The organism is uncultured Imperialibacter sp., from assembly GCF_963974565.1.
In the GTDB taxonomy this organism is placed as follows: Bacteria; Bacteroidota; Bacteroidia; order Cytophagales; family Cyclobacteriaceae; genus Imperialibacter; species Imperialibacter roseus.
Window position 1 is genome coordinate 270,612 of record NZ_CAXBCJ010000008.1, and the last position, 21,354, is coordinate 291,965.

15 protein-coding genes are annotated in these 21,354 nt (G+C 48.0%); 1 reads left to right on the top strand and 14 read right to left on the bottom strand.

Annotated elements, in window-relative coordinates:
* Positions 1 to 210: 210 nt before the first annotated feature.
* The 6 genes from hutG to hutH form a co-directional block, all read right to left on the bottom strand.
* A complete protein-coding gene (gene hutG, locus AAC052_RS13785; RefSeq protein ID WP_339813921.1) occupies positions 211 to 1,185 on the bottom strand; it encodes a formimidoylglutamase in 975 nt (324 codons plus the stop codon).
* Between the two features lie 129 nt (positions 1,186 to 1,314).
* Positions 1,315 to 2,541 (bottom strand): imidazolonepropionase, encoded by a 1,227-nt coding sequence (hutI, locus tag AAC052_RS13790; protein ID WP_339813923.1) that lies wholly within the window; start codon positions 2,539 to 2,541, stop codon positions 1,315 to 1,317.
* A 109-nt stretch (positions 2,542 to 2,650) separates the two neighbouring features.
* Positions 2,651 to 4,321: a urocanate hydratase gene (gene hutU / locus AAC052_RS13795; protein WP_339813924.1), complete on the bottom strand. Its 1,671-nt coding sequence runs from the start codon at positions 4,319 to 4,321 to the stop codon at positions 2,651 to 2,653.
* Between the two features lie 43 nt (positions 4,322 to 4,364).
* Complete coding sequence (locus AAC052_RS13800) at positions 4,365 to 4,769, bottom strand: putative toxin-antitoxin system toxin component, PIN family (protein WP_339813925.1); 405 nt, start codon at positions 4,767 to 4,769, stop codon at positions 4,365 to 4,367.
* Complete coding sequence (locus AAC052_RS13805) at positions 4,766 to 5,014, bottom strand: hypothetical protein (protein ID WP_339813927.1); 249 nt, start codon at positions 5,012 to 5,014, stop codon at positions 4,766 to 4,768. Before AAC052_RS13805 ends, AAC052_RS13800 begins: the two co-directional genes overlap by 4 nt.
* Before the next feature lie 52 nt (positions 5,015 to 5,066).
* A complete protein-coding gene (gene hutH, locus AAC052_RS13810; RefSeq protein WP_339813928.1) occupies positions 5,067 to 6,644 on the bottom strand; it encodes a histidine ammonia-lyase in 1,578 nt (525 codons plus the stop codon).
* 138 nt (positions 6,645 to 6,782) lie between these two features.
* Here hutH and AAC052_RS13815 point away from each other — a divergent pair, with 138 nt between their 5' ends.
* Positions 6,783 to 7,682: a LysR family transcriptional regulator gene (locus AAC052_RS13815; RefSeq protein WP_339813930.1), complete on the top strand. Its 900-nt coding sequence runs from the start codon at positions 6,783 to 6,785 to the stop codon at positions 7,680 to 7,682.
* A 398-nt stretch (positions 7,683 to 8,080) separates the two neighbouring features.
* On the opposite strand, the gene AAC052_RS13820 is transcribed toward AAC052_RS13815, so the two are convergent.
* From AAC052_RS13820 to AAC052_RS13855, 8 genes are all read right to left on the bottom strand, one after another.
* A complete protein-coding gene (locus AAC052_RS13820) occupies positions 8,081 to 11,080 on the bottom strand; it encodes a hypothetical protein (protein ID WP_339813931.1) in 3,000 nt (999 codons plus the stop codon).
* Between the two features lies 1 nt (position 11,081).
* On the bottom strand, positions 11,082 to 11,369 hold the full coding sequence (gatC, locus tag AAC052_RS13825) for an Asp-tRNA(Asn)/Glu-tRNA(Gln) amidotransferase subunit GatC (RefSeq protein WP_317487996.1): 288 nt from the start codon (positions 11,367 to 11,369) through the stop codon (positions 11,082 to 11,084).
* Positions 11,366 to 12,121 carry a lysophospholipid acyltransferase family protein gene (locus AAC052_RS13830; RefSeq protein ID WP_339813932.1) on the bottom strand — a complete coding sequence of 252 codons (756 nt, stop codon included), beginning with the start codon at positions 12,119 to 12,121 and terminating at the stop codon, positions 11,366 to 11,368. The genes gatC and AAC052_RS13830 overlap by 4 nt, the downstream gene beginning before the upstream one ends.
* A 69-nt stretch (positions 12,122 to 12,190) precedes the next feature.
* The gene (locus tag AAC052_RS13835) at positions 12,191 to 12,616 is read right to left on the bottom strand and encodes a beta-hydroxyacyl-ACP dehydratase (RefSeq protein WP_339813934.1); all 426 of its coding nucleotides are present in this window, start codon (positions 12,614 to 12,616) and stop codon (positions 12,191 to 12,193) included.
* 137 nt (positions 12,617 to 12,753) lie between these two features.
* Complete coding sequence (locus tag AAC052_RS13840) at positions 12,754 to 13,887, bottom strand: Gfo/Idh/MocA family oxidoreductase (protein ID WP_339813935.1); 1,134 nt, start codon at positions 13,885 to 13,887, stop codon at positions 12,754 to 12,756.
* Between the two features lie 127 nt (positions 13,888 to 14,014).
* A complete protein-coding gene (locus tag AAC052_RS13845) occupies positions 14,015 to 18,142 on the bottom strand; it encodes a choice-of-anchor tandem repeat GloVer-containing protein (protein WP_339813937.1) in 4,128 nt (1,375 codons plus the stop codon).
* A 168-nt stretch (positions 18,143 to 18,310) separates the two neighbouring features.
* Entirely contained in the window at positions 18,311 to 19,057 is a 747-nt protein-coding gene (locus tag AAC052_RS13850) for a LytTR family DNA-binding domain-containing protein (RefSeq protein ID WP_339813938.1), read from the bottom strand.
* Positions 19,054 to 21,057 (bottom strand): tetratricopeptide repeat protein, encoded by a 2,004-nt coding sequence (locus AAC052_RS13855; RefSeq protein WP_339813940.1) that lies wholly within the window; start codon positions 21,055 to 21,057, stop codon positions 19,054 to 19,056. The genes AAC052_RS13850 and AAC052_RS13855 overlap by 4 nt, the downstream gene beginning before the upstream one ends.
* Positions 21,058 to 21,354 lie beyond the last annotated feature (297 nt).

The window sequence follows — 21,354 nt, forward strand, 5'->3', positions numbered from 1 at the left end:
GACGTAAAAAAAAATCATTTCTTCGGAGAAATTGAAAATTCCCTCAGTTTGGGGGATTACAAACCTCGAAAGCCTGACCATCTTGCTCTCGGTTTTCGATTGATTGTGACCTTCCCTCAACACACACTTAGGTAGTAGAATCCTCTTCACAGTGTTAGGGAAGGTTCTTTTTTTAAGACTCAAAGACTCAAAGGCACGAAGAAGCGCTTGCTACTTTGTAGGTTTTAGTTCGCTCATGATTCGAAATACGAGGTTTGCCGCTAGTTTCGCTGTTCTATTGTCCTGATCAAAGGCTGGGTTCATTTCTGCAATATCGCAGGTAAGCACTTTGCCTGTGCCCATAATGATGCGCAGTAGCTCGGCTACCTGCTGTGGTGCCAGCCCCATTACAGCCGGAGCACTGACACCCGGAGCAAATGCGCCATCCATTACGTCGAGGCATATGGTGAGGTAAATATGATCGAGGGGCTTCGTGAATTTATGGATCACCTTTTCTATTTCGGCCGTAGAAAGCTGAAAGAGCGTTCCTGCTTCCAGGTATTTTACTTTCTTGCGGTGGGCAGTCTTGTAAAGGGCAGTGGTATTGCCGGACGGCTGAATGCCGAGGCACATATAGTCGAACGGCTTTCCTTCCTGGGCAAGGAAATTAGCTATTTGCAAAAATGGCGTCCCCGAGGTGGGTGCATGCGGGTCGTTTCGCAGATCGAAATGTGCATCGAGATTGATGATACCGATCTTCTTATCCGGACAATGGGCAAAAGCCCCAAGAAAATGTCCGTAGGCGATTTCATGTCCACCTCCCAGCAAAATAGGGAAATAGCCGGTATCTAGCAGTGTCGCCACTTTTTGTCCTAATAGCCTCTGAACCGTTTCCAGGTTGCCATTGGGGCAAAGCACATCGCCGGCATCGAAAAGGGAAACAGATGATTTGCCGTGCCAGGGTAAATTGGCTGCCATTTTCCTGATAACATATGGCCCTTCAGAGGCTCCTCTCCTACCAAAGTTTTTTCTTACTCCTTCGTCGGAACAAAAGCCTAGCAGCGCAAATTTTCTTTCACCCGCAGCCGAAGCAATAGGTCTTGACAGATCGAGCATTTGAATGACATGGTGCCAGCGGGCGCCATCCGGCCCATCATATTTATCAGTTCTTCCTCGCCAAATGTTTCTGTCAGGTAATCTGTACATGCCTTTAAATCAGAAAGCCAATCGTTTTGTTTATGTGGAGCGAAGTTAAAAGATTTAATGAAGGCTCCGATAGTGAATATTGTTGGGTGTTAAACCTACTGAGCAAATGACAGTTTATTCGCCCACTTTTTATTCAACCAGCCGCCCATTTTTCCATACGGCCACTGGTTTCATTTTACCCTGGTGATATAGCACCTCCCGGTAGTCCGTTGTTTCAAAAGCAATAAAATCTGCCAAATTGCCGGACATTAGGCTTCCTCGGTCGTCCAGGTCAAGGGCTTTCGCTGCCCGGAAGGTGATGCCTGCCCAGGTTTCGGCCATGGAAAGCTTCTGCGAAGCTCCCAACACCGCCGCCTGCATCAGCAAATCACCCATAGGAGCACTGCCTGGGTTCCAGTCGGTGGCGATGGCAAGACAGCCCCCGTAGTCGAGCAATTTTCTGGCTGAAGCAAATGGCAGGCCCAAACCCATGGAAGCACCCGGCAATACGACGCCAACGGTGTTGCTCCCAGCCAGGTGCTTGATATCGGTATCGGTGGAAGCTTCGAGGTGGTCAGCGCTGAGAGCGCCGATGTCTGCTGCCAGCTTGCTACCGCCGGAACTGAACTGGTCGGCGTGCACAGTGAGGTGAAAACCCAATTCTTTGGCTTGTGTTAGGTACTTTCGGCTAAGCGCCACATCAAAAGCACCGTCTTCCACAAAAATATCTACCCTATTGGAAAGACCCTCCTGTTTTACCTGAGGCAATAGGTTGTTGACCAGAAAATCGAGGTATTCGTCAGCCTGGTCGAATTCACCCGGCTTGACATGGGCCGCCAGACAAGTGGGGATAAGGTCGAGCAAATATTCCTTTGACGTGCGGCTGATGGCTTCCAACATCTTAAGCTCGTCGGCCAGGTTAAGGCCATAACCACTTTTCACTTCAATGGTTGTCACACCTTCTGTGATGTGCCGTGTGGCCCGCCCGGCTACCAGCCTCTCTAATTCTGCCAGAGTAGCCGCTCTCGTCTTTTGCACAGTGTCGTGGATACCACCGCCGCCTTTGAGTATCTCCTGATAGCCTGCACCACCCACCTTCAGCTGGTAGTCTTTTGCCCGAGAGCCCGCAAAGCAGATATGGGTGTGGCAGTCGATGAGGCCGGGAAGAGCCACATAGTCGCCTTCCATTTCAAAAACATTCTTGTGCTTTTTCGTTCCTTCTTCGAAGTCAACTATCTCGACAATACGATCGCCGTGGAGCACAATACCTGCGTTCGGTACCACCTGAAGCTGATCGTCCGTTATTGGGCCCTTTGTTGGCAGGTTGGCCAGGGTGACGACTTGTTTGAACGGGCCGGTGAGTTGGGGGGTATGCATTTTTTTTGATATATGTCTTTGGAGCGATGGGTTTAAACCCATCGCTATGATATGTCGCCCCTACAGGGCTGGCCTTTTCTGCTAAATTTACATTTTAGTATAATACAAACTAAAATTTCAAATGATGGGTGGCGGCGACGTCGTTGGCGAGTTCGTAGCCGGCGTCCATGTGGCGGAAAACGCCCATGGCCGGATCGTTGAAAAGCACACGACGAAGGCATTTTTCGGCTCTTTCGGTACCATCGGCCAGCACCACCATGCCGGCATGCTGAGAATAGCCCATGCCAACACCTCCCCCGTGGTGGAAAGAAACCCACGTGGCACCGCCTGCTGTATTGCCCATGAGGTTAAGCAATGGCCAATCGGACACCGCATCGGAGCCGTCGAGCATGCCTTCCGTTTCCCTGTTGGGTGATGCTACAGAACCACAGTCGAGGTGATCACGGCCAATGACGATCGGAGCTTTTACTTTGCCTGTTTTCACCAGGTCGTTAAAGATCAGCCCGGCCTTTTCCCGCTCTCCCATGCCCAGCCAGCAAATACGGCAGGGCAGCCCCTGAAAGGCTATTTTCTCTCTGGCTTGCTGCAACCAGTTGATGAGGTGGGCATTTTCCGGAAAAGCTTCCATCAGCGCCTTGTCGGTTGTGTAAATATCATCAGGATCACCAGAAAGGGCAGCCCAACGGAAAGGGCCTTTGCCTTCGCAAAACAACGGGCGGATATAAGCAGGCACAAACCCGGGGAAATCGAAAGCATTGGCTTCACCTCCCTGTCGGGCAAATTCACGGAGGTTGTTGCCGTAGTCAAATACTTTGGCACCCCTTTTCTTCATTTCGAGCATAAAGCCAACATGGCGGGCCATGCTTTTCAATGACCGCTCCTTGTATTTCACCGGATTTTTCATTCGAAGAATTTCCGCATCGGTCAGCGACAGCCCATTGGGCACATAGCCGAAAACAGGGTCGTGCGCAGATGTCTGATCGGTGAGTACATCGGGCGTAATATTGTCTTTCAAAAGCCTTTCCAGCACGTCGCCAATGTCGCCCACTAAGCCGACCGAGATGCTTTCCTTCCTTTCCCTGGCTTCCAGCACCCATTTCACCGCTTCGTCATAGGAGTCGGTCATTTTATCAATGTACTGGGTGTGCAGGCGCTTCTTTATTCTTTCGGGATCGATATCGACGCCCAGGAAAGTAGCCCCTGCCATGGTCGCTGCCAACGGTTGAGCACCTCCCATTCCTCCAAGGCCCCCGGAAACCAGCAGTTTCCCCTTGAGGCCGCCACCAAAATGCTGCTTGCCACATTCCACAAAGGTTTCGTAGGTTCCCTGAAGGATGCCCTGAGAACCAATGTAAATCCAGCTTCCTGCGGTCATTTGGCCATACATCATCAGTCCCCGCTCCTTCAATTCCTGAAAATGCTCCCAGTTGGCCCACGCTGGCACCAGATTGCTGTTAGCTATCAGCACCCTTGGTGCTTCGGGGTGTGTCCGAAGTACACCAACAGGTTTTCCGGACTGGATCAGCAGGCTATGCTCGTCATCCAACTGCAGGAGCATCTCAATGATTTTTTTCGTTGCTTCCACATTTCTGGCCGCCTGACCAGTGCCGCCGTACACTACCAATTCGGCAGGATTTTCGGCCACCTCGGTGTCTAGGTTGTTGAGGAACATGCGCAATGGCGCTTCAGTTTGCCACGACCTGGCGTTCAGGGTTGAGCCAGTGGGCGCTTTGTAGCTTGGGTGGCTGGCGTAAGTATTAAGAAAGGCTGAAAGATTCATTTTTTGCTATCGATTTGGCTGCTATTAGCGTTAGAAAAAGCAACTACAAAAATTTATCAGAGAAAGTTGCCGGTGTTACTATCTGAATATTTTGATAAGGATGAAGAATCAGGAGGTCGTTGTCCCCAGTTATGATACAGTCTGCTTCGGCGGTTACTGCAAGTGCCAAAACGATGTCGTCATCGGGGTCTCTGCACACTTGAACATGGTTTATCACTTCAAATCTGGTTGCCTTGGATGTATAGTGAGCCACAAGCTGTTGGGCCCGTTCGGAGTCAATATATTTCTGCAACCGTGGCGAAGCCAGCTTTTCGTTCACCTCATCCAGAATTTCATCGCAGGTAAATAAATGATGCCCTGTCAGTACCTCTTCGACCATAAGGTTAATGGCAGACCCCTTACCAAATACCCAGCTTATCAGCACATTTGTGTCCAAAACAACCTTCAAGCCCTGGGAAGTTTGACCCCAGCATTCAGGTCTTCAAGAAAAGATTCGTCGAGCCGGGTTAGTTTAGCAATAAGAGGAATCTTGAACCCCTTTTCCAACAAAGTTATAGCCATGACTGTCTGATCTCCTCCCGTCGGATACAATGTATCTTCGATCAACTTATTGACCTGTCTTTTTTCATCTTCTGAGAGATCGCTAAGCCTGGAAGCAAGATCATCAGGCAGTGATAATATGATGTCCTTCATGGTTACCTTCTTTTCTTATTTACAATTTAACGTTTCTCCTCAACAAAGTAATCTATTTAAGAGTAAAGCGGTCACCCAGTTGCCCTCCAATATCAATATGGTTTTCCAAAGCTACCTCGTTGGCGAGTTGGACTAGTTCCCCCGACGCAACTATCTCCCTTGCTACAGCGATGTCATCGCCAAATATCCTGTCCTCTTCTGCGTGGTCTACTTTTTGTCTCACCAGCTCATGGCAGGCGTCCAGGATCACCCCCGACTTCATCGGCTTGCGGTAGTCGAAAGCTTGTGCGGCACATACCAACTCTACGGCCAAAATATTTTCGAGGTTATCCAGCACGGTGTTCAGTTTTCGGCCGCTGATGGAGCCCATACTCACATGGTCCTCCTGACCGAGTGACGTAGGAATGCTGTCGGCGCTGGCAGGGAAACAAAGGCTTTTGTTTTCGCTCACCAAAGCAGCAGAGGTGTATTGGGGAATCATGAAACCGGAATTGATACCGGTATTGCGCATCAGTAGCTTCGGAAGGCCTTCGACATCTCCTTCCAGCAGTTGGTAGGTTCGACGGTCGGAGATACTACCAATTTCGGCGGCAGCCAGTGTAGCGTAATCCAGTGGCATGGCCAGCAGCTGCCCATGGAAGTTGCCTCCGCTGATGGTTTTTTCTGCACTAAAGATGACGGGATTGTCGGTGACGCTGTTGATTTCTATTTCAGTCAACTCTTTCAAGTGCAGCCATGCATTGCGGGAAGCACCGTGCACCTGTGGCATACAGCGGAAGCTGTAAGGATCCTGCACCCTGCCACAGTTGGCGTGTGACTCCACCATCTCAGAGTTCTGCAGCATTATTTTAAGCCGGTGGGCCACATGCGTTGAGCCCTGAAAGGCCCGGAGTTTGTGCAGTGCCGGATCGAACGGGCTGGCCGAACCAAGCACGCCTTCGAGACTCATGGCGCCGATGATGTCGGCTGTTTCAAGCAAATTATGAAGACGGTGCAAACCGAGTACGGCATAGGAAGCAATAAACTGGGTACCATTGATCAGCGCCAAACCTTCTTTTGCGCCAAGTTCAATAGGCTTGATGCCCTCTTTTTGGAATATCGCTTCAGTTTCGACCCAGTTGTTTCCGTCCCACACCTTTCCGAGCCCGATTAAAGGAAGGAACATGTGAGCCAAGGGTGCCAAATCACCGGACGCACCTACTGAGCCTTGCGACGGAACGTAGGGTAAGTATCCGGTTGTGAGGTGCCAGATCATGCGTTCCAACACTTCGGTAGAAATGCCGGAATAGCCCTGACTCAGGGACTGTAGCTTGGTAATGAGCATCAGCCGGACAATGTCCAAAGGAACGGGAGCCCCTACCCCCACACTGTGGCTGCGCAGGATATTGTCCTGCAGTTTTCGAGTGTCGCCGGCGGCTATCTGGGTATTGCACAAAGGCCCAAAACCGGTATTTATGCCATATACAACCTTATTGCTTTCTACAATTTGGTCAACATAACTTCGGCTCTGTTCAATTTTTTCTCTGGCGGCTCTGGCGATCTCAACACCGACTTCCTGTTGGCAAACCCTCATGAGAAGACCGACAGACAGCCGGTCCTCTCCAGGGTGAAAATTCACTGACGTGGGCATAATTTGGGTTAAAGTTGCCTATTCGGAACGAACTGACCCCTAGACCTATGAAAATCAATCAGTTCTAACCGATGTAAGCATTTCTCAAATCTACTCACTACCTTTAATTACTAAAAATACCTTTTATATCAATAACTAATGCCTATAAGTAATCAGTTAGAGCTTCGTCATTTCAAGTATTTTCTGGAAGTGGCGGAGGAGCTTCATTTCAGGAAAGCGGCCGAAAAGCTGTTTATCACCCAGCCGGGGCTTAGCCGCCAGATACAGCAGCTGGAAGAAGAGCTGGACGTAAAACTGTTTGTAAGAAACAAGCGGAACGTAGCACTGACGGCACCTGGGAAATACCTTCAACAAGAGCTCAAGGGTGTTATCAACAATCTGGACTTCATAGTCAAGCAGCTCAAAATGATTGAAGCCGGAGACGACGGTGAGGTACGGATTGGCTTTGTAGGATCGGCCATGCAAAATGTTATTCCAAGGGTGCTACTTGAAATTAACAAGCGATTCCCTTCGATTCATACCACATTGACGGAAATGGCTAACCAGGAACAACTGGAAGGGGTCATGCACGAAAAGCTCGATATCGGTTTTGTAAGGCTGGAACATGCACCGAAGGAAATGCAATTAATTACGGTCTTCGAGGATACATTTTCTCTGGTGCTCCCTCATGATCACCCAATGAATGAAGACAGCTTTGTGGATTTGCATCAGCTAAAGGAAGAAAACTTTATTTTGTTTTCGAGCGATTATAGCGTCGACTATTTTAATCAGTTCATGAATATATTCGAAGCCAGCGGCTTCCGTCCGAAGGTTTCACATCGTTCGGTACACGCCAGTACAATTTTCAGATTGGTGGAGAATAAGCTTGGGATTGCAATAGTACCGACGACATTGAAAGAGGGTTTCAGTCTGAAAGTGAAGTTTATCGAGTTGAAAAATGGGAAGCAAACGGCCAGGTTGTCGGCGATGTGGAAGAAGGACAACGAGAATCCAGCGTTGCGGAAGTTTTTGGAGGTGATGTTGGGGGAACAGCGGTAACCTCTTGTCTTTTTAATTGAGATGCCTGCCTTCGCAGGCATGACGTTCCTAAATGGCAATCAAATTTCCAGCGTCGGGTTGAAACCCAACGCTGAAAAAGATCGCTCCGATGGGGCTTTGAAATGCGTTGATCGGCTTCCGGGGCAAAAGCCAGCGCTAGTCCAGATGGGAATTGCACTATACTATACCGAAATTGCGCCGGGTTGAAACCCAGCGCTGAAAAAGATCACCGTAGTGGGATTTTGGGACGGACTGCAACTGAAACAGCGTCGGGTTGAAACCCAACGCTAAAGAATATCGCCCCGATGAGGCTTTGAAGTACCCAAATCATTTGCCCTTTTAAGTTAAATGCCTGGTCTCCTTGCCTGCAAGGATAGGTATAATGTCTTAAATCGGAATCAATCGAAGTTCCAGCTTTCCCGTTCTGCTTCTATTTCTGCGACCCGGTCGGCGTATTCTCTTTCGAAGGCCTTGTATTCTTCTGGTGGAAGCAGGTCGAGGAGTTGAATCACTCCATTTTCAGCGTAGTTTTGGAATCCCATATCGAGTGCCAGCCAAATGTATTTCCTGATTATTTCCGGGTTGTAGGGATTGGTCTCAATGCTGGCTACAAGCACATCGTAAGCTGCTTCGTCTTCTTTCATTTCCCGTAAAAATTCGGCGGCAGCCATTGCGAGGGTGGCATTGAAAGGATTACTAACAATCGCCTCCTTCAAAGCAGTTGCATCGTTCACCTTCACGGCCTGAGCAGCTCTTACCCACACCTGGCCATACTTTGGCGGCAGGCTGTTGATCAAATCACTATTACCCAGTTTTGGCAGCCCACCCTCTTTAATCGCCAGTTCCAATTCCAAAATCGTCATTTCGGACTGTGCCCAGTCGTTCAGCAATGGATTGTCTATTAGCTGCTGTGCGGCTTGTGTGTCTCCGGCGTTGAAATAAGCCTGTGCAAGACAAACCAAGGCTGCCTTCTTCATGCTTTCGCTTTCGAAAGCGGCCAGAACATCATCCTGCTGCGTTTCGTTTAGTCGCCGCCCAAACCAACGAAAGTACTGGTATCGTTGTTGGTCGGTTGCCAAGCTGCTCAAATCCGATGTCTCCGACAATTTGAGCATAGATTCAGCAAGCGTTGACGTGCCCTCATGGGTTTCCAACAAAATCCACTTCAAAGTCGCCTGCTCCCAGTTTCCAGCTTCAGATAATGCAATCGCCTGGTTGATATCAGCATCAGGATAGCTTTCAGCAGAAGCACTTTCAAAATACTCAGCTGCTTTCATAGCTGCTCCCTGATCAAGCGCCATCACGCTCATCAAATGGAAACAATAGCCCCTGTAGGTGGGAAACCCTTGCTGCACCCGGTTGAGGATCTGAATGGCTTGGGAAGCCTTGCCTTGGTAGTAAAGATGCAGCGCATGTGCGATGGACAAGGGGCCGTAAAAGCCTGCATTCGAAGAAGCATCCACCATAGCAGGCAACCTGTCGGTCAGTTTTCCTTCCGTCTGCCCCATATCTACTATGGCAGCGTTGTAAACAAAGGGGAAAGTGAAGCCAGATAGTGTTGAGTCGGGTAGAAAAGGCTTCACTACTTCTGGTAATTGGTTCGTGGCATTTTTAGCCATGGCTGCCAATGCATTGGTCAGGAAGCCAAAAGGAAGCTGGTCGTTCACTACCTCCTCTATTTCATCGGCACCAATTTGCTGGCCCGCCTTGAACGACACATATCCAAGATTGGTGTTAGCAGCACGGCGGGAAAATTCTTCGCCGAGACCCTGCCGCAAATAAAATGTCGCAGAGTCGAGAATATTGGTCGAAGAATAAAGAACGCCAAGGTTGTTGCCGATGTAGCCATTAGAAGGGAATTTGCTCTTCCCCTTCTGCAAAGCGAAAATGCCTTTAAAGAATTGGTCGGTATTTTGATATTGGTTGCTCAGATTGACAAAAGCGTGAGGAGAAGGGTTCTTACCAGCTGCCAGTTCAAATCTATACAGTGCTTCACCCAGCTTCTCTTTGCTGTTGGCAATGAAGCCCAGCTGATAGTTAGACTTGTGGTTTTGATAACCATACAATGCCCCCTGAAGATAGTACTGTTCACTCAGCAGCTGCTCATTTCTCACCTTGTACAAATCGCCCAATGAGTTGTAGTACCCTGCAATTGACTGATTGAGTGCGACACGATTGGACAGCAAAAACAAAGCGGTTACAGCAATGGCGCCTGCCAGGCGGTAAGTTGGATATGGCAAGGCCCCTTCTTTGAAGACAATGCGGTGCACAGCCATGTTCCTCATCAAAGGTGTGATGAAGTTGACGATAATGTATAGCAAAAAGATAACGCCAAAGCCAAGCTGGCTGAACAGAATGGCGTCTTCAAATGCTTCCAGCACGGGGTCGTTGCCCTGCAACAGTTGGTAGCCAATAGTAGTGAAGCTAATCCCGCATAGGGCGACATAGAAAACAGCAGCGACAGGATAAAAAGGAGCTGTCCGTTCGTACTTGGCCTCTCTGGCTTTCAACCCCCAAAGACCCAAGACGGCGGCAAGGCCGAGCATCAGAAATTCGTTGAGATAGAGAATATCCCAAGTGAGGTAGCGGCCGTTGTGTGCGTAGGCCAGCCCCACGTTAACAAGATAGAATATGCTGAATGTGAAAAAGTGCACCCAGTTTTTTGAGCCTGCCTGCGCCTTGCCACTGGTGATCATTCGCAGGATGAAATAGACAACTTCGTGGCCCACCAACAAAGCAAACACAACGACAATGATTACAGGAGCTGTGAAATTGTATTGAGCGAGCGTATAAAAGGGATCTTCAATTTGAGAACCAAAGTAAATAATTACTGCAAGGAGCGTGAATGCTCCGGTAAAGGCAAAAAACCTTTTCACCAAAGGAATATGGTTTTTAAAAGCATGAAAATAATAGCTAAGCGGCAGAAAAAGCAGTATGCCAATCGCCAGAGGTTTGTAGTCGAACCAGCCAAAAAGAAGGAGCTGCTCCAGGCGCATCGAAATCAGTAAACCTATGAAAACCACGGAAGCTACCATGTACCAAAACCGGGGCAGGTAAGTAGAAGCAGCCAGCAGCAGGCTGTAAAACAGAGAAAGAAGCCCCAGATAAACCACACCCGCCCAGGGGCGGATGATCCAGGTGCTGCCCTCGAAATGCTGCTTGACCAGGTATACATCGGCGGGGATGTCCAGATCGAAAAGCCCAACGGAAACATGGTCCAGCGCAAGTTTAACAGTCTCTGTTTCGGAAGTGAGGTACCAGTCGAGCACGAGGTGGTGCCCCGCAATTTCGAAACCTAAAACGGTTAGTATAAGGAGGCTGGCGATGGCTGCTATGGCAACAAAAAGCCGCCTGAGTTCGAAAGGCCACTCCTTCCAGAAAGCCCAGCTTTCGTTCATATTATTCGATTACCTTGGGTACGATAAAGAACTTGTCGTCATGCTGAGGTGCGTTGGCAAGACCTTCTTCCCGTGGAAGCTCTTCCGTTACCTTGTCCTCTCTGAAAGCATTCAGTTCATACGACATGCTTACCAGGGGATCCACAGCCTTTGTGTCCAACTCATTGAGCTTTTCCACCCAAGTGAGGATTTCGCTCAGGCTGTTGAGCATTTCCTTTTCGTTGGAAGGATCCAATTCAAGCCTGGCCAGGTGAGCCAGTTTGTGCAAGGTGTCTTTATCTATTTTCATTCAGTATCTTTTGCAAATTTTTCAGGGAAGCGATTCCTGAGTTCTTCATCTATCACCCTAAAACATTCATCCTTCAGTTCGTCCACCTTATCAATTGTCATCCCTTTGGTGTCGATGGGCTCGTGGAGCACAATTTTAGGGCGTTTGAAACGAATGACAAAACGATTGTCGTCCGGTAAAATTATCCAATTGTATGGAATGGTCACTGGAACAATTGGAATTTGTTTCTCAATGGCCATACGAAAGGCCCCATCCTTGAAAGGTGTCATCTTTGGCGAATGCACGACCTTAATGCCTCCTTCGGGAAAAATGATCACGGATTTCTTTTCATCCAGTGCCATGGCTGCTCTTTTGTAGACTTCGGCCCTGCTTCTGGCTCTCTCCCTGTCGACCATGATGTGCAACTTTCTAAACATAAAGCCGAACAACGGTACTTTGGCAATACTGCTTTTGCCGACAAAAACACAAGGTGAATGAACAAACCCCATCACGGGGATGTCGAGGTAGGAAAAATGGTTGGAGCAGAAGATGTAGTTTTGGCGGCCGTCCCGTTTGAAGCGCCACTCCTCACTAATGGGCAATCCAATCAGAAAGAAGTAAACAATCGCCCACCAATAGTTCACCTTTAGCACCATTCTGGATGCCGGCGGGTAATAGATTCCCAGCAGGAACCAGGGAAAAAGAATCAGAAACGTAATAGAAAATACCAGCAGGGCGTATCCTACATACAGCCGGTTGAAGAATAGCTTCATGGGGTAAAAATAGGGATTGTTAGGAAATGGTGGCGGGCAAATTCATGAATAGAAAAAGCCGGCCTCGATTCACCCCATCCTCACGCACAACCAGGTTGCCTCCAAAGCCAGCAGCTCGTTTACATAGGCGATGCCAGACTGCTTGATCAGCTTGTCGCTGATGCGGATGTTTTTGATCACATATTTTACTGGCTGATCGTATTCAACTCCTTTGAAAAACTCTGCGTGTTCAATACTGGTCAGGGCAAACAGGCCGTCCATAATACCCATTTGCTTGATGGCGGCACCTCCACACTGCGCCATCGACTCAATCAGGATAGTGCCTGGCACGAAGTTATGCTCCGGAAAACTTCCCTTCAGCCAAAGGTTAGTTTCACTATCGAAGGTTTTGACTGCCACGATCTCTTCTTTGTCTACCGAAACAATGTCGTCAACAAACAGGAAAGGAGTTCTGTGGGGCAGTAGGTTTTCGATGGTTTGTTGTTTACCAATCATTCTGAATTTTTCAATATTCGAAGAAAATCACCGTACAATATGATTCTGCTTACAACCAGAAGATTGCTTCGTCCCTCGCAATAACCGGTATAATGTAAGGCAGCTGGCTTCCGGGCCGTAGCTGCCTCAATGATCATTTAAACAGGCATTACTTTCTCTTTCTTACCAGAAGCAATCGACTTGTAAATCGCTTCCACTACCAGCAAGTCCTTCAGGCCTTCATAGCCGGTGACCGGTGATTCCTTGTTCTCTTTCACACAGCGGCTGAAATCGTCCATTTGCAGGGCTTGATGGATTGTATGAGGAATGTCCATTTCTCCCTTGTTTGTTTTGCCTTTGATGGGCCCGTATCCGAAAGCCGGACGAAGCTCAGCCCAACCTTTTTCGTAAGCTACATAAAGTCTTTCAGTTGATGCAGCGTAAGTGGTGGTACAAGTAGCGACTGCTCCGCTGGAAAATTCCATTTGCCAGGTGATCGTTTCATCCACCTCCTTGAATTTGACAGGGTCGGTTTTGTACTCCTGGGCCGTAACGGCAATGGGTTGTTCGCCCGTGGCATAACGAGCGCCGTTGATGCAGTACACACCCACATCGTACATGGCACCGCCTCCGGCAAGGGCTTTCTTTAACCTCCACTGAGTTGGATCGCCTATTTTAAAGCCGTCGGCTGCTTCAACGAGTTTCACAGCTCCAAAATCTTTTTCTCTCGCCAAACGCATGATCTCCTGTGTATGCGGCTCCGAGTGCAGTCGGTACCCAATGGCCAGCTTCACCTTCGCCTTGTCGCAGGCAGCGATCATTTCCCGACATTCAGCGGGGTTGAGCGCCATGGGCTTCTCGCAAATCACATGCTTACCAGCTTTGGCAGCACGGATGGTGTATTCCTTGTGCATGCTGTTGGGCAGCACCACATAAATGATATCGATGTCGGGGTTGTCCTTGATTTTGTCGAATGTGTCGTAGCTGTAAACATTCTTATCGGCAATATTGTACTTCTCTTTCCATTCGGGAATCTTCGAAGGCGTGCCTGTGACGATACCGGCCAGGTAACAGTCTTCGGTTTTCTCCAGCGCTGGTGCCAACAGATTTTTGGCATAATAACCCAGCCCAACCAGAGCGATCCCCAACTTCTTTCCTTGCCTGCGGCGGGGAAATGAAGAAACAGAAGCCAAAGCAGTGGCAGATGGAAAAGTGAGCAAAGAAGCTCCGAGTGCAGCACCAGCACCCAGTTTCATGGTATCTAAAAATTTGCGGCGTGAGTAGGTAGACATTGGCTATTAGTTTTTTGAACAATCAAGATAGTGAGAATATCAGGTTTTAGGTAATGATGTTATGTAATAGACAACAAAAAACCCCGCCAATGGCAGGGTCTTTCGTAATGATCACGGTTGTTGTGGACTATCTTTCGATAATCAGTCTTTGTTTTATCCTTTTGCCGGTTGATAGTTCCAGTTCCACGATGACCACGCCAGGCACAAGATGAGACAGATCGATACTTTCCCGTGTTCGATAATTATTCACTGTCATCACCTTGTTACCCGACAGGTCAAATAAGCGCACAGTTTTTATGGTGGTAGCATTAAAAGAGATCGATTGACTGGATGGGTTAGGATATGCAAGCATCTCATTTTGCAGAAACTGGTCGCCAATGCCAGTTTCCACTTCAATGGTTATTTCCTGACCTGCGCCGCAGCCATTGGCATCCTGCGCACTGATGGAATAGTCGCCGGGAGCAAGGTTGAAAACATTGCCTTCCTGGAACTCTGCGCCGTTTATTGAGAATTGATAGGGGGCTGTTCCACCTTCAGCCGTCGCCGTTACCAATCCCTCTGCTTCTGTCAGTGTCAGCGCAATACCAGTACTTGCTGCTACGGTAAATGCAACATCTGTGACGCAACCGGCTTCATCCTTCACCTGTACTGTATGGTTCCCAGCGGCAAGACCAGCGAATGAAGTATCCGCAACGAAATCGCTTCCCTCCAGGCTGTAGGAATAAGTGCCAGAACCTCCTGCGGCGGAAATGCTGACAGACCCGTTGTTTTCTCCACAAGTGGTGTTGACCACAGTTGTGGAAGCTAAAAGCTGGTCAGGCTGACTGACCGTTGCGTCCGTTTCAACCACGCACCCTGCGGCGCTTTTCACACTAATCGTATAGCTGCCGGATACAAGAGATCCGAAAGTAGGGGTATCCTGAAACGCCTCTCCGTCGATGCTATAAGTGTAAGCAGTGGCGTCAGGGCCGGTCACAGCAATGGAAATGGAGCCGCTGGCAGTGCCATGGCAAGAGGCATTCGCTACTGAAGCAGAGACGGTAAAAACTTCGGGCTCAATAATAGAAGCATCAGCGGAAGCTATGCAGCCATTGGCATCCTTTATGGTAATGGTGTAGTCTCCAGCCGTCAATTGTCCAAATAGCACGTCCGATTGAAAGTTGGTACCATCGATGCTATACTCATAGGGAGCAGTTCCTCCCTGACCAGTAGCAGAGAGGCTTCCGTCTACTAAACCAACACAGGAAATCGGCTGCTCAACCAGTGCAACGGACAATGCCACTGGCTCGATTACGTCTACCGTTTCAGTTACTGAGCATCCGTTGGCATCTCTTACCGTCACCGGGTAGGCACCTGCCGGAAGGGCTCCGAACGATGCGAAGCTAACGAAGTTCGCCCCATCTAACGAGTACTCGTAAGGCCCCACTCCGCCATTTGCGTCCACTTCAATACTTCCCGTATTATTGCCGTTGCAATCAACGGCTGAAGAAGTAAAGGAGGCACTTAACGCCGCAGCAGGTTGCGAAAGCGTTTGCTGAATTTCTATTGAACAGTTATTGGCATCCCTGATGGTAATATCGTAAGTACCGGCCGCCAGTTCCGTGAAATCAGTTGTCTGGAAATTGATGCCGTCGAGGCTGAACTCATAACCAGCCACACCTCCAGATGGCACAATGGCTATTACTCCGGTCGCTTCTCCGAAGCAAAGGATGTCGGTCTTTGTGAAAGTGGCAGATATGTCACTTACGAAAACCTTCACCTCGCCGCTAATAGTACCGCAGGCGTTGGTAAGTTCAAACGTATAAGTACCAGCATCAGACACCGTTGCTGCGCTTTTGAAAAATATATTGGCAGTAGCAGCAGGAACCTCAACGCCGTCCTTCTTCCAAACGAAGGTGTCGGTGTTGTCGGTACTAACTGAAATCGCCAGGTCTTCTCCCGGGCAAAGATTAACTTGTTTTGACCCCACAACATCGTAAACTGGATACAGACAATAGGTATTGAGCGCATCGTTAGGTATGTCGCCAGGAAAATCGGTGAGCCTGGCATAGGTGGAGTTATTGAGGTCGTAGGTAAAAATGCCTCCAATTGCATCAGATATATTCTGTTGCTGCTGGGAAGTTTGCCCGTAAAGGATGCCTTCTGAAGACAATGTTAATTCCCCAAAAGGGAAGTAAGCATCAAAACCATCCGAAAACTCACGCAGAACTGAGATGTTTCCGCTGGCGAGTGTAAACCTAAACAAAATGCCTCCTGTCTGATCCCCTCCGTTCTCGGTAGTGCCGTAAAAAATACCATTGGCACCTTCCACCAGTGTTCCGGCAGGACTACCACCCGCCAATCCCGCAACAAACTCATGCTCTACAGTATAGGCAGAACTGTTGATACTGAAGCTGTAAATCACTCCATAGTTACCCGAGCCACCAGCTTTTGTCATCCCGTAAAGCTTACCGTCGCTGGCAACGATTGGATGCCCCACTGGCAGGTAGCCTTCTGCGTCAAACTCGTAAATAATACTGAATACTCCCGAAGTGAGGTCATACTCATAAATCATTCCCTTGTTGTACTGGCCACCGTCATTCACGGTGCCATACAGCTTGTTGTTGAGCAAAATAAGCTCACTCTTTTCGCCGTTAGAAAGGGGTAAATTGTATAGCTGAGTGTAAACTCCCGACTTCAGATCGAAACTATATAATGTACCCAGCGCCAGGTTGCCGGAAAGGTTTCCACCTTCGCTTGTTACTCCATAGAGAATAGAATCGGTGGTTAGAATGAGCCCGCTGGTCGGATAGCCACCTTCTTCATAGACAAAATCATGGACCAGGGCTAACTCATTCGACGTGGGGTCAAAGGAATAGATGGTGCCGGAGTTTTCATCCGGGCCCCCACTGTAGCACACACCATAAAACAGCCCGTTTGGACTTGCTGTAGCAGTCAGTCCTCCTTTTGGACTTGACCCAAACGGTGCATGGCTGAAATCAATGAGCTTAGTAAAATCGTGCTGGTTAGCATCATATTTGAAAATAGTACCCAATCCCGAAGCACCTCCTTCATAGGTGGTTCCCAGAAAGACACCACTCGAAATCACCGTCAAGCCGTTTTTTGGCCCTTTTCCATTTTTAGCATCAAATGAATGTCTATTAGACAGTGTTTCGTTTGTTAGGTCATATTCAAAAATATTTCCATGATACTGATAAAGCCCATTATTGGCCCGTTCTGTAGTTCCGTAAATTCTTCCACTGGGAGACTCCACAAGGTGACCAAAAGCCCTGTTTCCTAAATTATCATCACTGTCAAAATTATGGAGAACGTCTAGTTGACCTACGCCGACATCATATTTGTAAAATACCCCACCACTACTGTTACCACCTTCAGAGGTTGTTCCGTAAATGTTTCCGTCAGAAGCTACCAATGGTTCATTTGGAAATCGTCCTGAGGTAGTGCTACTGAAATCAACTAGTACGCCGTAATTGGCGGTCGTTATGTTATACTCAAACAAGACCCCGTTGCCGTAGGCTCCTCCGAGTTTTGTAACCCCAATTATCTTATCGCCTCCCATTTTTTGGGGTGTCCCTGTTGGTAGGTATCCATTGTAAGAAAAGAACTCAGCCACACTCGTATAGGCATCGTTCACCAAATCATATTTGAAGAGTTGTCCCTGATCATAGACACCTCCGGACTCTGTCATCCCGTAGAAAACTCCGGGCGAAAACTCCAGGAGCCTACCCTTCGGATACGAACCCTCGTCATTTGGCCCAGTGCCAAATTCATATAGCACCGAATAGCTATTTTGTGCCAGGTCATAGGAATAAATCAACCCGTACTCAGAGTAGCCGCCATAGGTAGCCATGCCATACAACTTGCCGTCACTTCCTTCGATTACACCACCAGCCGCTCTCCAACCATTAACATTATCGTTCGCATCAAACTCATGAATGACTGTGTACTGATTGCTCTCTAAATCAAAACGGTAAATGAGACCTGCATAGTCTCCGGTAGTGCCATAGTAAAATCCGTTGGAATGCTTGATCATTGACGACACAGGATGGCTTCCTTTGTTCTCGACTGGCATTGTTGCCACAATCTCAGATATCTTGTCTTGTGGCGTAAACCGATAGATATTTCCGCCAAGCGTGCCGTTTTCGCTTTGCTCCGTTACGCCATACACGTAACTTTGAGCCGCCAATGGGCTCACCATTAAAAAATTTACCGCTACACAGCCAACAAAGGCCAAAAATTTGGTTTTCGATTTCATAATTTACCGATTTTCTGTCCTGAAAAAGTGATCATTTCAACGCACAGGCTACTAAAGTCCCATGCGCATGGATACAATCATCGGATAGAAATCAGCGTCAAACTCAGTCGATTGATAACTGCTGGCTTTTGCGGGAAAACTGCAGACGAAGGGATTGAAAAGTGAAAGTTAGTGGATTGAGGTTATCAACTGAATGAGTTGCTCTTTTTTGCGGGTAGATACCGGCAAGACACTATCGTCGCTCATAACGATTTTGCCTCCATCGGCTTTATCGAATCTCTTCACGTGCTGAAGATTGAGGAGGTAGGAGTTGTGTGGTCGATAAAATTTATAGTCTTCGAGCAGTCTTTCGTACTCTTTGAGATGTCCGGAAATCAGCAGATCGGGTTCTCCCACTACCCTGAAACTGGTGTAACTGCCCTCGGCAGCACACCAAACGATATCTGCTACGTTCACTATGTGGATACTTTCAGCGCTTCGGAGAACGATTTTTCGAGATTGATTAGAAGCGCTTAGAAAATCGATGAGGTGTTGTACAGTCGGTTGTGGTGCGCTGCTTTTCATTTTGGACAGTACTTTTTCCACAGCCTCCGTCAGGTCGGAAACGCTCACCGGCTTAAGCAGATAATCCAGCGCATTCATTTTTATGGCCTGAATGGCGTACTTGCTATGAGCCGTTACAAAAATCACTTGAAAATCACGTTGTGGCAGCCGCTGAAGGAGGTCAAAGCCTGTTCCATCGTCCATTTCCACATCAAGAAAAACAAGCCCAGGCTTTTCTTTGGCGATCAGCATGGCCGCTTCTGCAACCCCATTGGCAGTTCCCACCACTTGCAGCTGAGGCAAGTGCTGCCCGATCAGTTCGAGTAGCAGCGCCACTATTTCTGGCTCATTGTCTATAACAACCGTTCTCATGCGTCATCCGAAAGTAATAACGGGAGCCTGAACTTTACTCTTACGCCGCTTATTTTTCCTTCGTCATTCATCTTGTTGTCAACGGAGAAACTCACTTCCTGCTTCAAAGTCTTCATCAGTAATCTGATCCTTTCTTCGGTAATCCCGGTTGCCCTCGACTTGTGGTTCTTATTTTGCTCGCTATCACTTGCAATTCCTTCACCATTGTCCTCAATGGTGATCATCAACCGGCTTCCATCCACTGTGTAATTAATAGCCACCAAGCCCTTCGACTGTCTATTTTTAAAAGCATGTTCCACAGCATTTTCTAAAAAAGGTTGAGTCAACATGGGTGGAAGCATCAACTCGCTTGCGTCAATTTCTTCACCCACGATAATGCTGGTTTCGAACTTGTGGTTGTTTCTCACTTCCTGAAGTTGCATGTAAGCCGACACCATCTCAATTTCTTCCTCTAGCGAAATAAGCTCCTCAATGCTAAACTCCAGCGTGTTGCGCATCAACTTGGAAAAGCCCACCAGATATTCGCTGGAAGCCTCGATATCTCTTTCTCTGTGTAAGTGGCTTTGTATGGTAGTTAAAGCGTTGAAAAAGAAATGAGGATTAATTTGGGCCCTCAAAAGCTTCTGGCGGGTAATTAACTCATTCGTTTGGGCTTTCAATGCTCTTTGGCGGTAAACGAAGTAAATGACGGCTGCAACGAAGAGAGCCAGCACGATGGACAAGCCGAGGAACAGGCGTTGCTGCTGAATCTGGAGCATCTGTATTTCTGTTTGCTGCTTCAGGTTTCTGATTTCCTCATTTTTCCGGTCGTTCTCGTACTTGGTTTCAATTTCTTCGATAGCCCGAAACTTTGCTGAATTTACCAGGCTGTCCTCAAGTTGATGCTTGATCTTCAGTTGTTCAATGGCCCTTTTGAGTTCCCCCTTCGCTTCAAAAATTTTCGACAGCAGGTCGTAGTTTAAGACCATATCGAAGGTCATGCTCCTCTCCTTTGCCATCATCAACGCCTCCTTGGTATATTTTTCTGCGTTCCCGTAACTCTTCACTCCAAGATAGGCTTCTGCCAGGAAATTAAGACTGCGGATGGTAACGGGTACCTGCCCGGCTTCTTTCGAATACTTTAACGTTTCATTTAAAACTGCGATGGCTTCGTTGTATCGATGCAATTCCTTGTACAAACCACCAAGGTTATGCAACGCCATGGAAAGACTTCCGATATCTCCAAGTTCCCGGGCTCCGGCAATGGCTTTGTTGAAATAAAAAATAGCGCTATCGGGTTGGTTCTGAGTGCCGTAACTGGATCCCAAATTGATTTGGTCGGTGACCACCAGACTAAGATTGCCCAGCGAAGTGGCAATTTTTAACAGCCGAATCTCGCCCTCGATCACTTTATCGTATTCTCCCAAAATACTGAAAAGGTTTACCAGGTTTTGAGTGGCCTGATGAATTCTGAACTTATCCCCCAGTAGATTCGCAAGGCTTTCTGCTTCGAAGGCGTAGGACAAAGCGGAGTCGTATTTATCGAGCTGCCTGTAGGTAATGCTGATATTCCTGATTGCCATAAAGTTGGCGATTGAATCCTTGTTATCTTCGATCACTTCCTCACAAAGCTTTATCGACTCATCCATTTGACCCGCTCTGCGATGATAGCTTGCCTGAAGAGCTCTTGAACGAGACGCCCACTTCTGTACACTTGCTTCAGGCATTCCGTTGAGCAGCTGAATGATAGAATCTGTCTTCAACACGCCTTCAGAAGCATCTCCGATCTGATAAGTCAATGCCATAAAATACAATACCTCAGCCTTGTTTTCAGCAGCAACTGGGCTATTCAGGTACTGCAAGCAAAGCGGACGTAAGGCAGCATAGTCGCCCTGCTCTCTCAGCAACCGTAAAGAATCAATGGAAACGGAAGCTCCAACAAGGTCGCCTTGCGAAATGCCACCGTGAGCGTTAAAACCAACAACCAGCAACCAGCTTATCAGGACAGCGCTAAATTTCAAAATGCGTCATCAGCGTTTGAGTAAAAAAATGAAATAAGTTGTCGATCAGCGTTTTTGAACACTCAAGAATATCTACTATCGGGAAGAAAGTCAATTGTGCCTGTCAAACTGATAGAAATTATCGATCAGGGAAACGCATTAACAAAAAACCCCGCCAATGGCAGGGTTTGAAAAAACGATAGTCTCTTATCAATGTTGTTTGGATAAGAGGTTCACTGTCCCAATCTTATTGTTACCCCAAACCCTTCTATGTTGTAATCCAAGAAGTGGCCAGCAATACTTTGCCTCCATGTTCCT

What these genes read in the sequence shown, in the direction of transcription:
- hutG (WP_339813921.1), bottom strand. Translation starts at nt 1,185, where the DNA reads ATGTACAGATTACCTGACAGAAACATTTGGCGAGGAAGAACTGATAAA.
- hutI (WP_339813923.1), bottom strand. Translation starts at nt 2,541, where the DNA reads ATGCATACCCCCCAACTCACCGGCCCGTTCAAACAAGTCGTCACCCTG.
- hutU (WP_339813924.1), bottom strand. Translation starts at nt 4,321, where the DNA reads ATGAATCTTTCAGCCTTTCTTAATACTTACGCCAGCCACCCAAGCTAC.
- AAC052_RS13805 (WP_339813927.1), bottom strand. Translation starts at nt 5,014, where the DNA reads ATGAAGGACATCATATTATCACTGCCTGATGATCTTGCTTCCAGGCTT.
- hutH (WP_339813928.1), bottom strand. Translation starts at nt 6,644, where the DNA reads ATGCCCACGTCAGTGAATTTTCACCCTGGAGAGGACCGGCTGTCTGTC.
- AAC052_RS13815 (WP_339813930.1), top strand. Translation starts at nt 6,783, where the DNA reads ATGCCTATAAGTAATCAGTTAGAGCTTCGTCATTTCAAGTATTTTCTG.
- AAC052_RS13820 (WP_339813931.1), bottom strand. Translation starts at nt 11,080, where the DNA reads ATGAACGAAAGCTGGGCTTTCTGGAAGGAGTGGCCTTTCGAACTCAGG.
- gatC (WP_317487996.1), bottom strand. Translation starts at nt 11,369, where the DNA reads ATGAAAATAGATAAAGACACCTTGCACAAACTGGCTCACCTGGCCAGG.
- AAC052_RS13830 (WP_339813932.1), bottom strand. Translation starts at nt 12,121, where the DNA reads ATGAAGCTATTCTTCAACCGGCTGTATGTAGGATACGCCCTGCTGGTA.
- AAC052_RS13835 (WP_339813934.1), bottom strand. Translation starts at nt 12,616, where the DNA reads ATGATTGGTAAACAACAAACCATCGAAAACCTACTGCCCCACAGAACT.
- AAC052_RS13840 (WP_339813935.1), bottom strand. Translation starts at nt 13,887, where the DNA reads ATGTCTACCTACTCACGCCGCAAATTTTTAGATACCATGAAACTGGGT.
- AAC052_RS13845 (WP_339813937.1), bottom strand. Translation starts at nt 18,142, where the DNA reads ATGAAATCGAAAACCAAATTTTTGGCCTTTGTTGGCTGTGTAGCGGTA.
- AAC052_RS13850 (WP_339813938.1), bottom strand. Translation starts at nt 19,057, where the DNA reads ATGAGAACGGTTGTTATAGACAATGAGCCAGAAATAGTGGCGCTGCTA.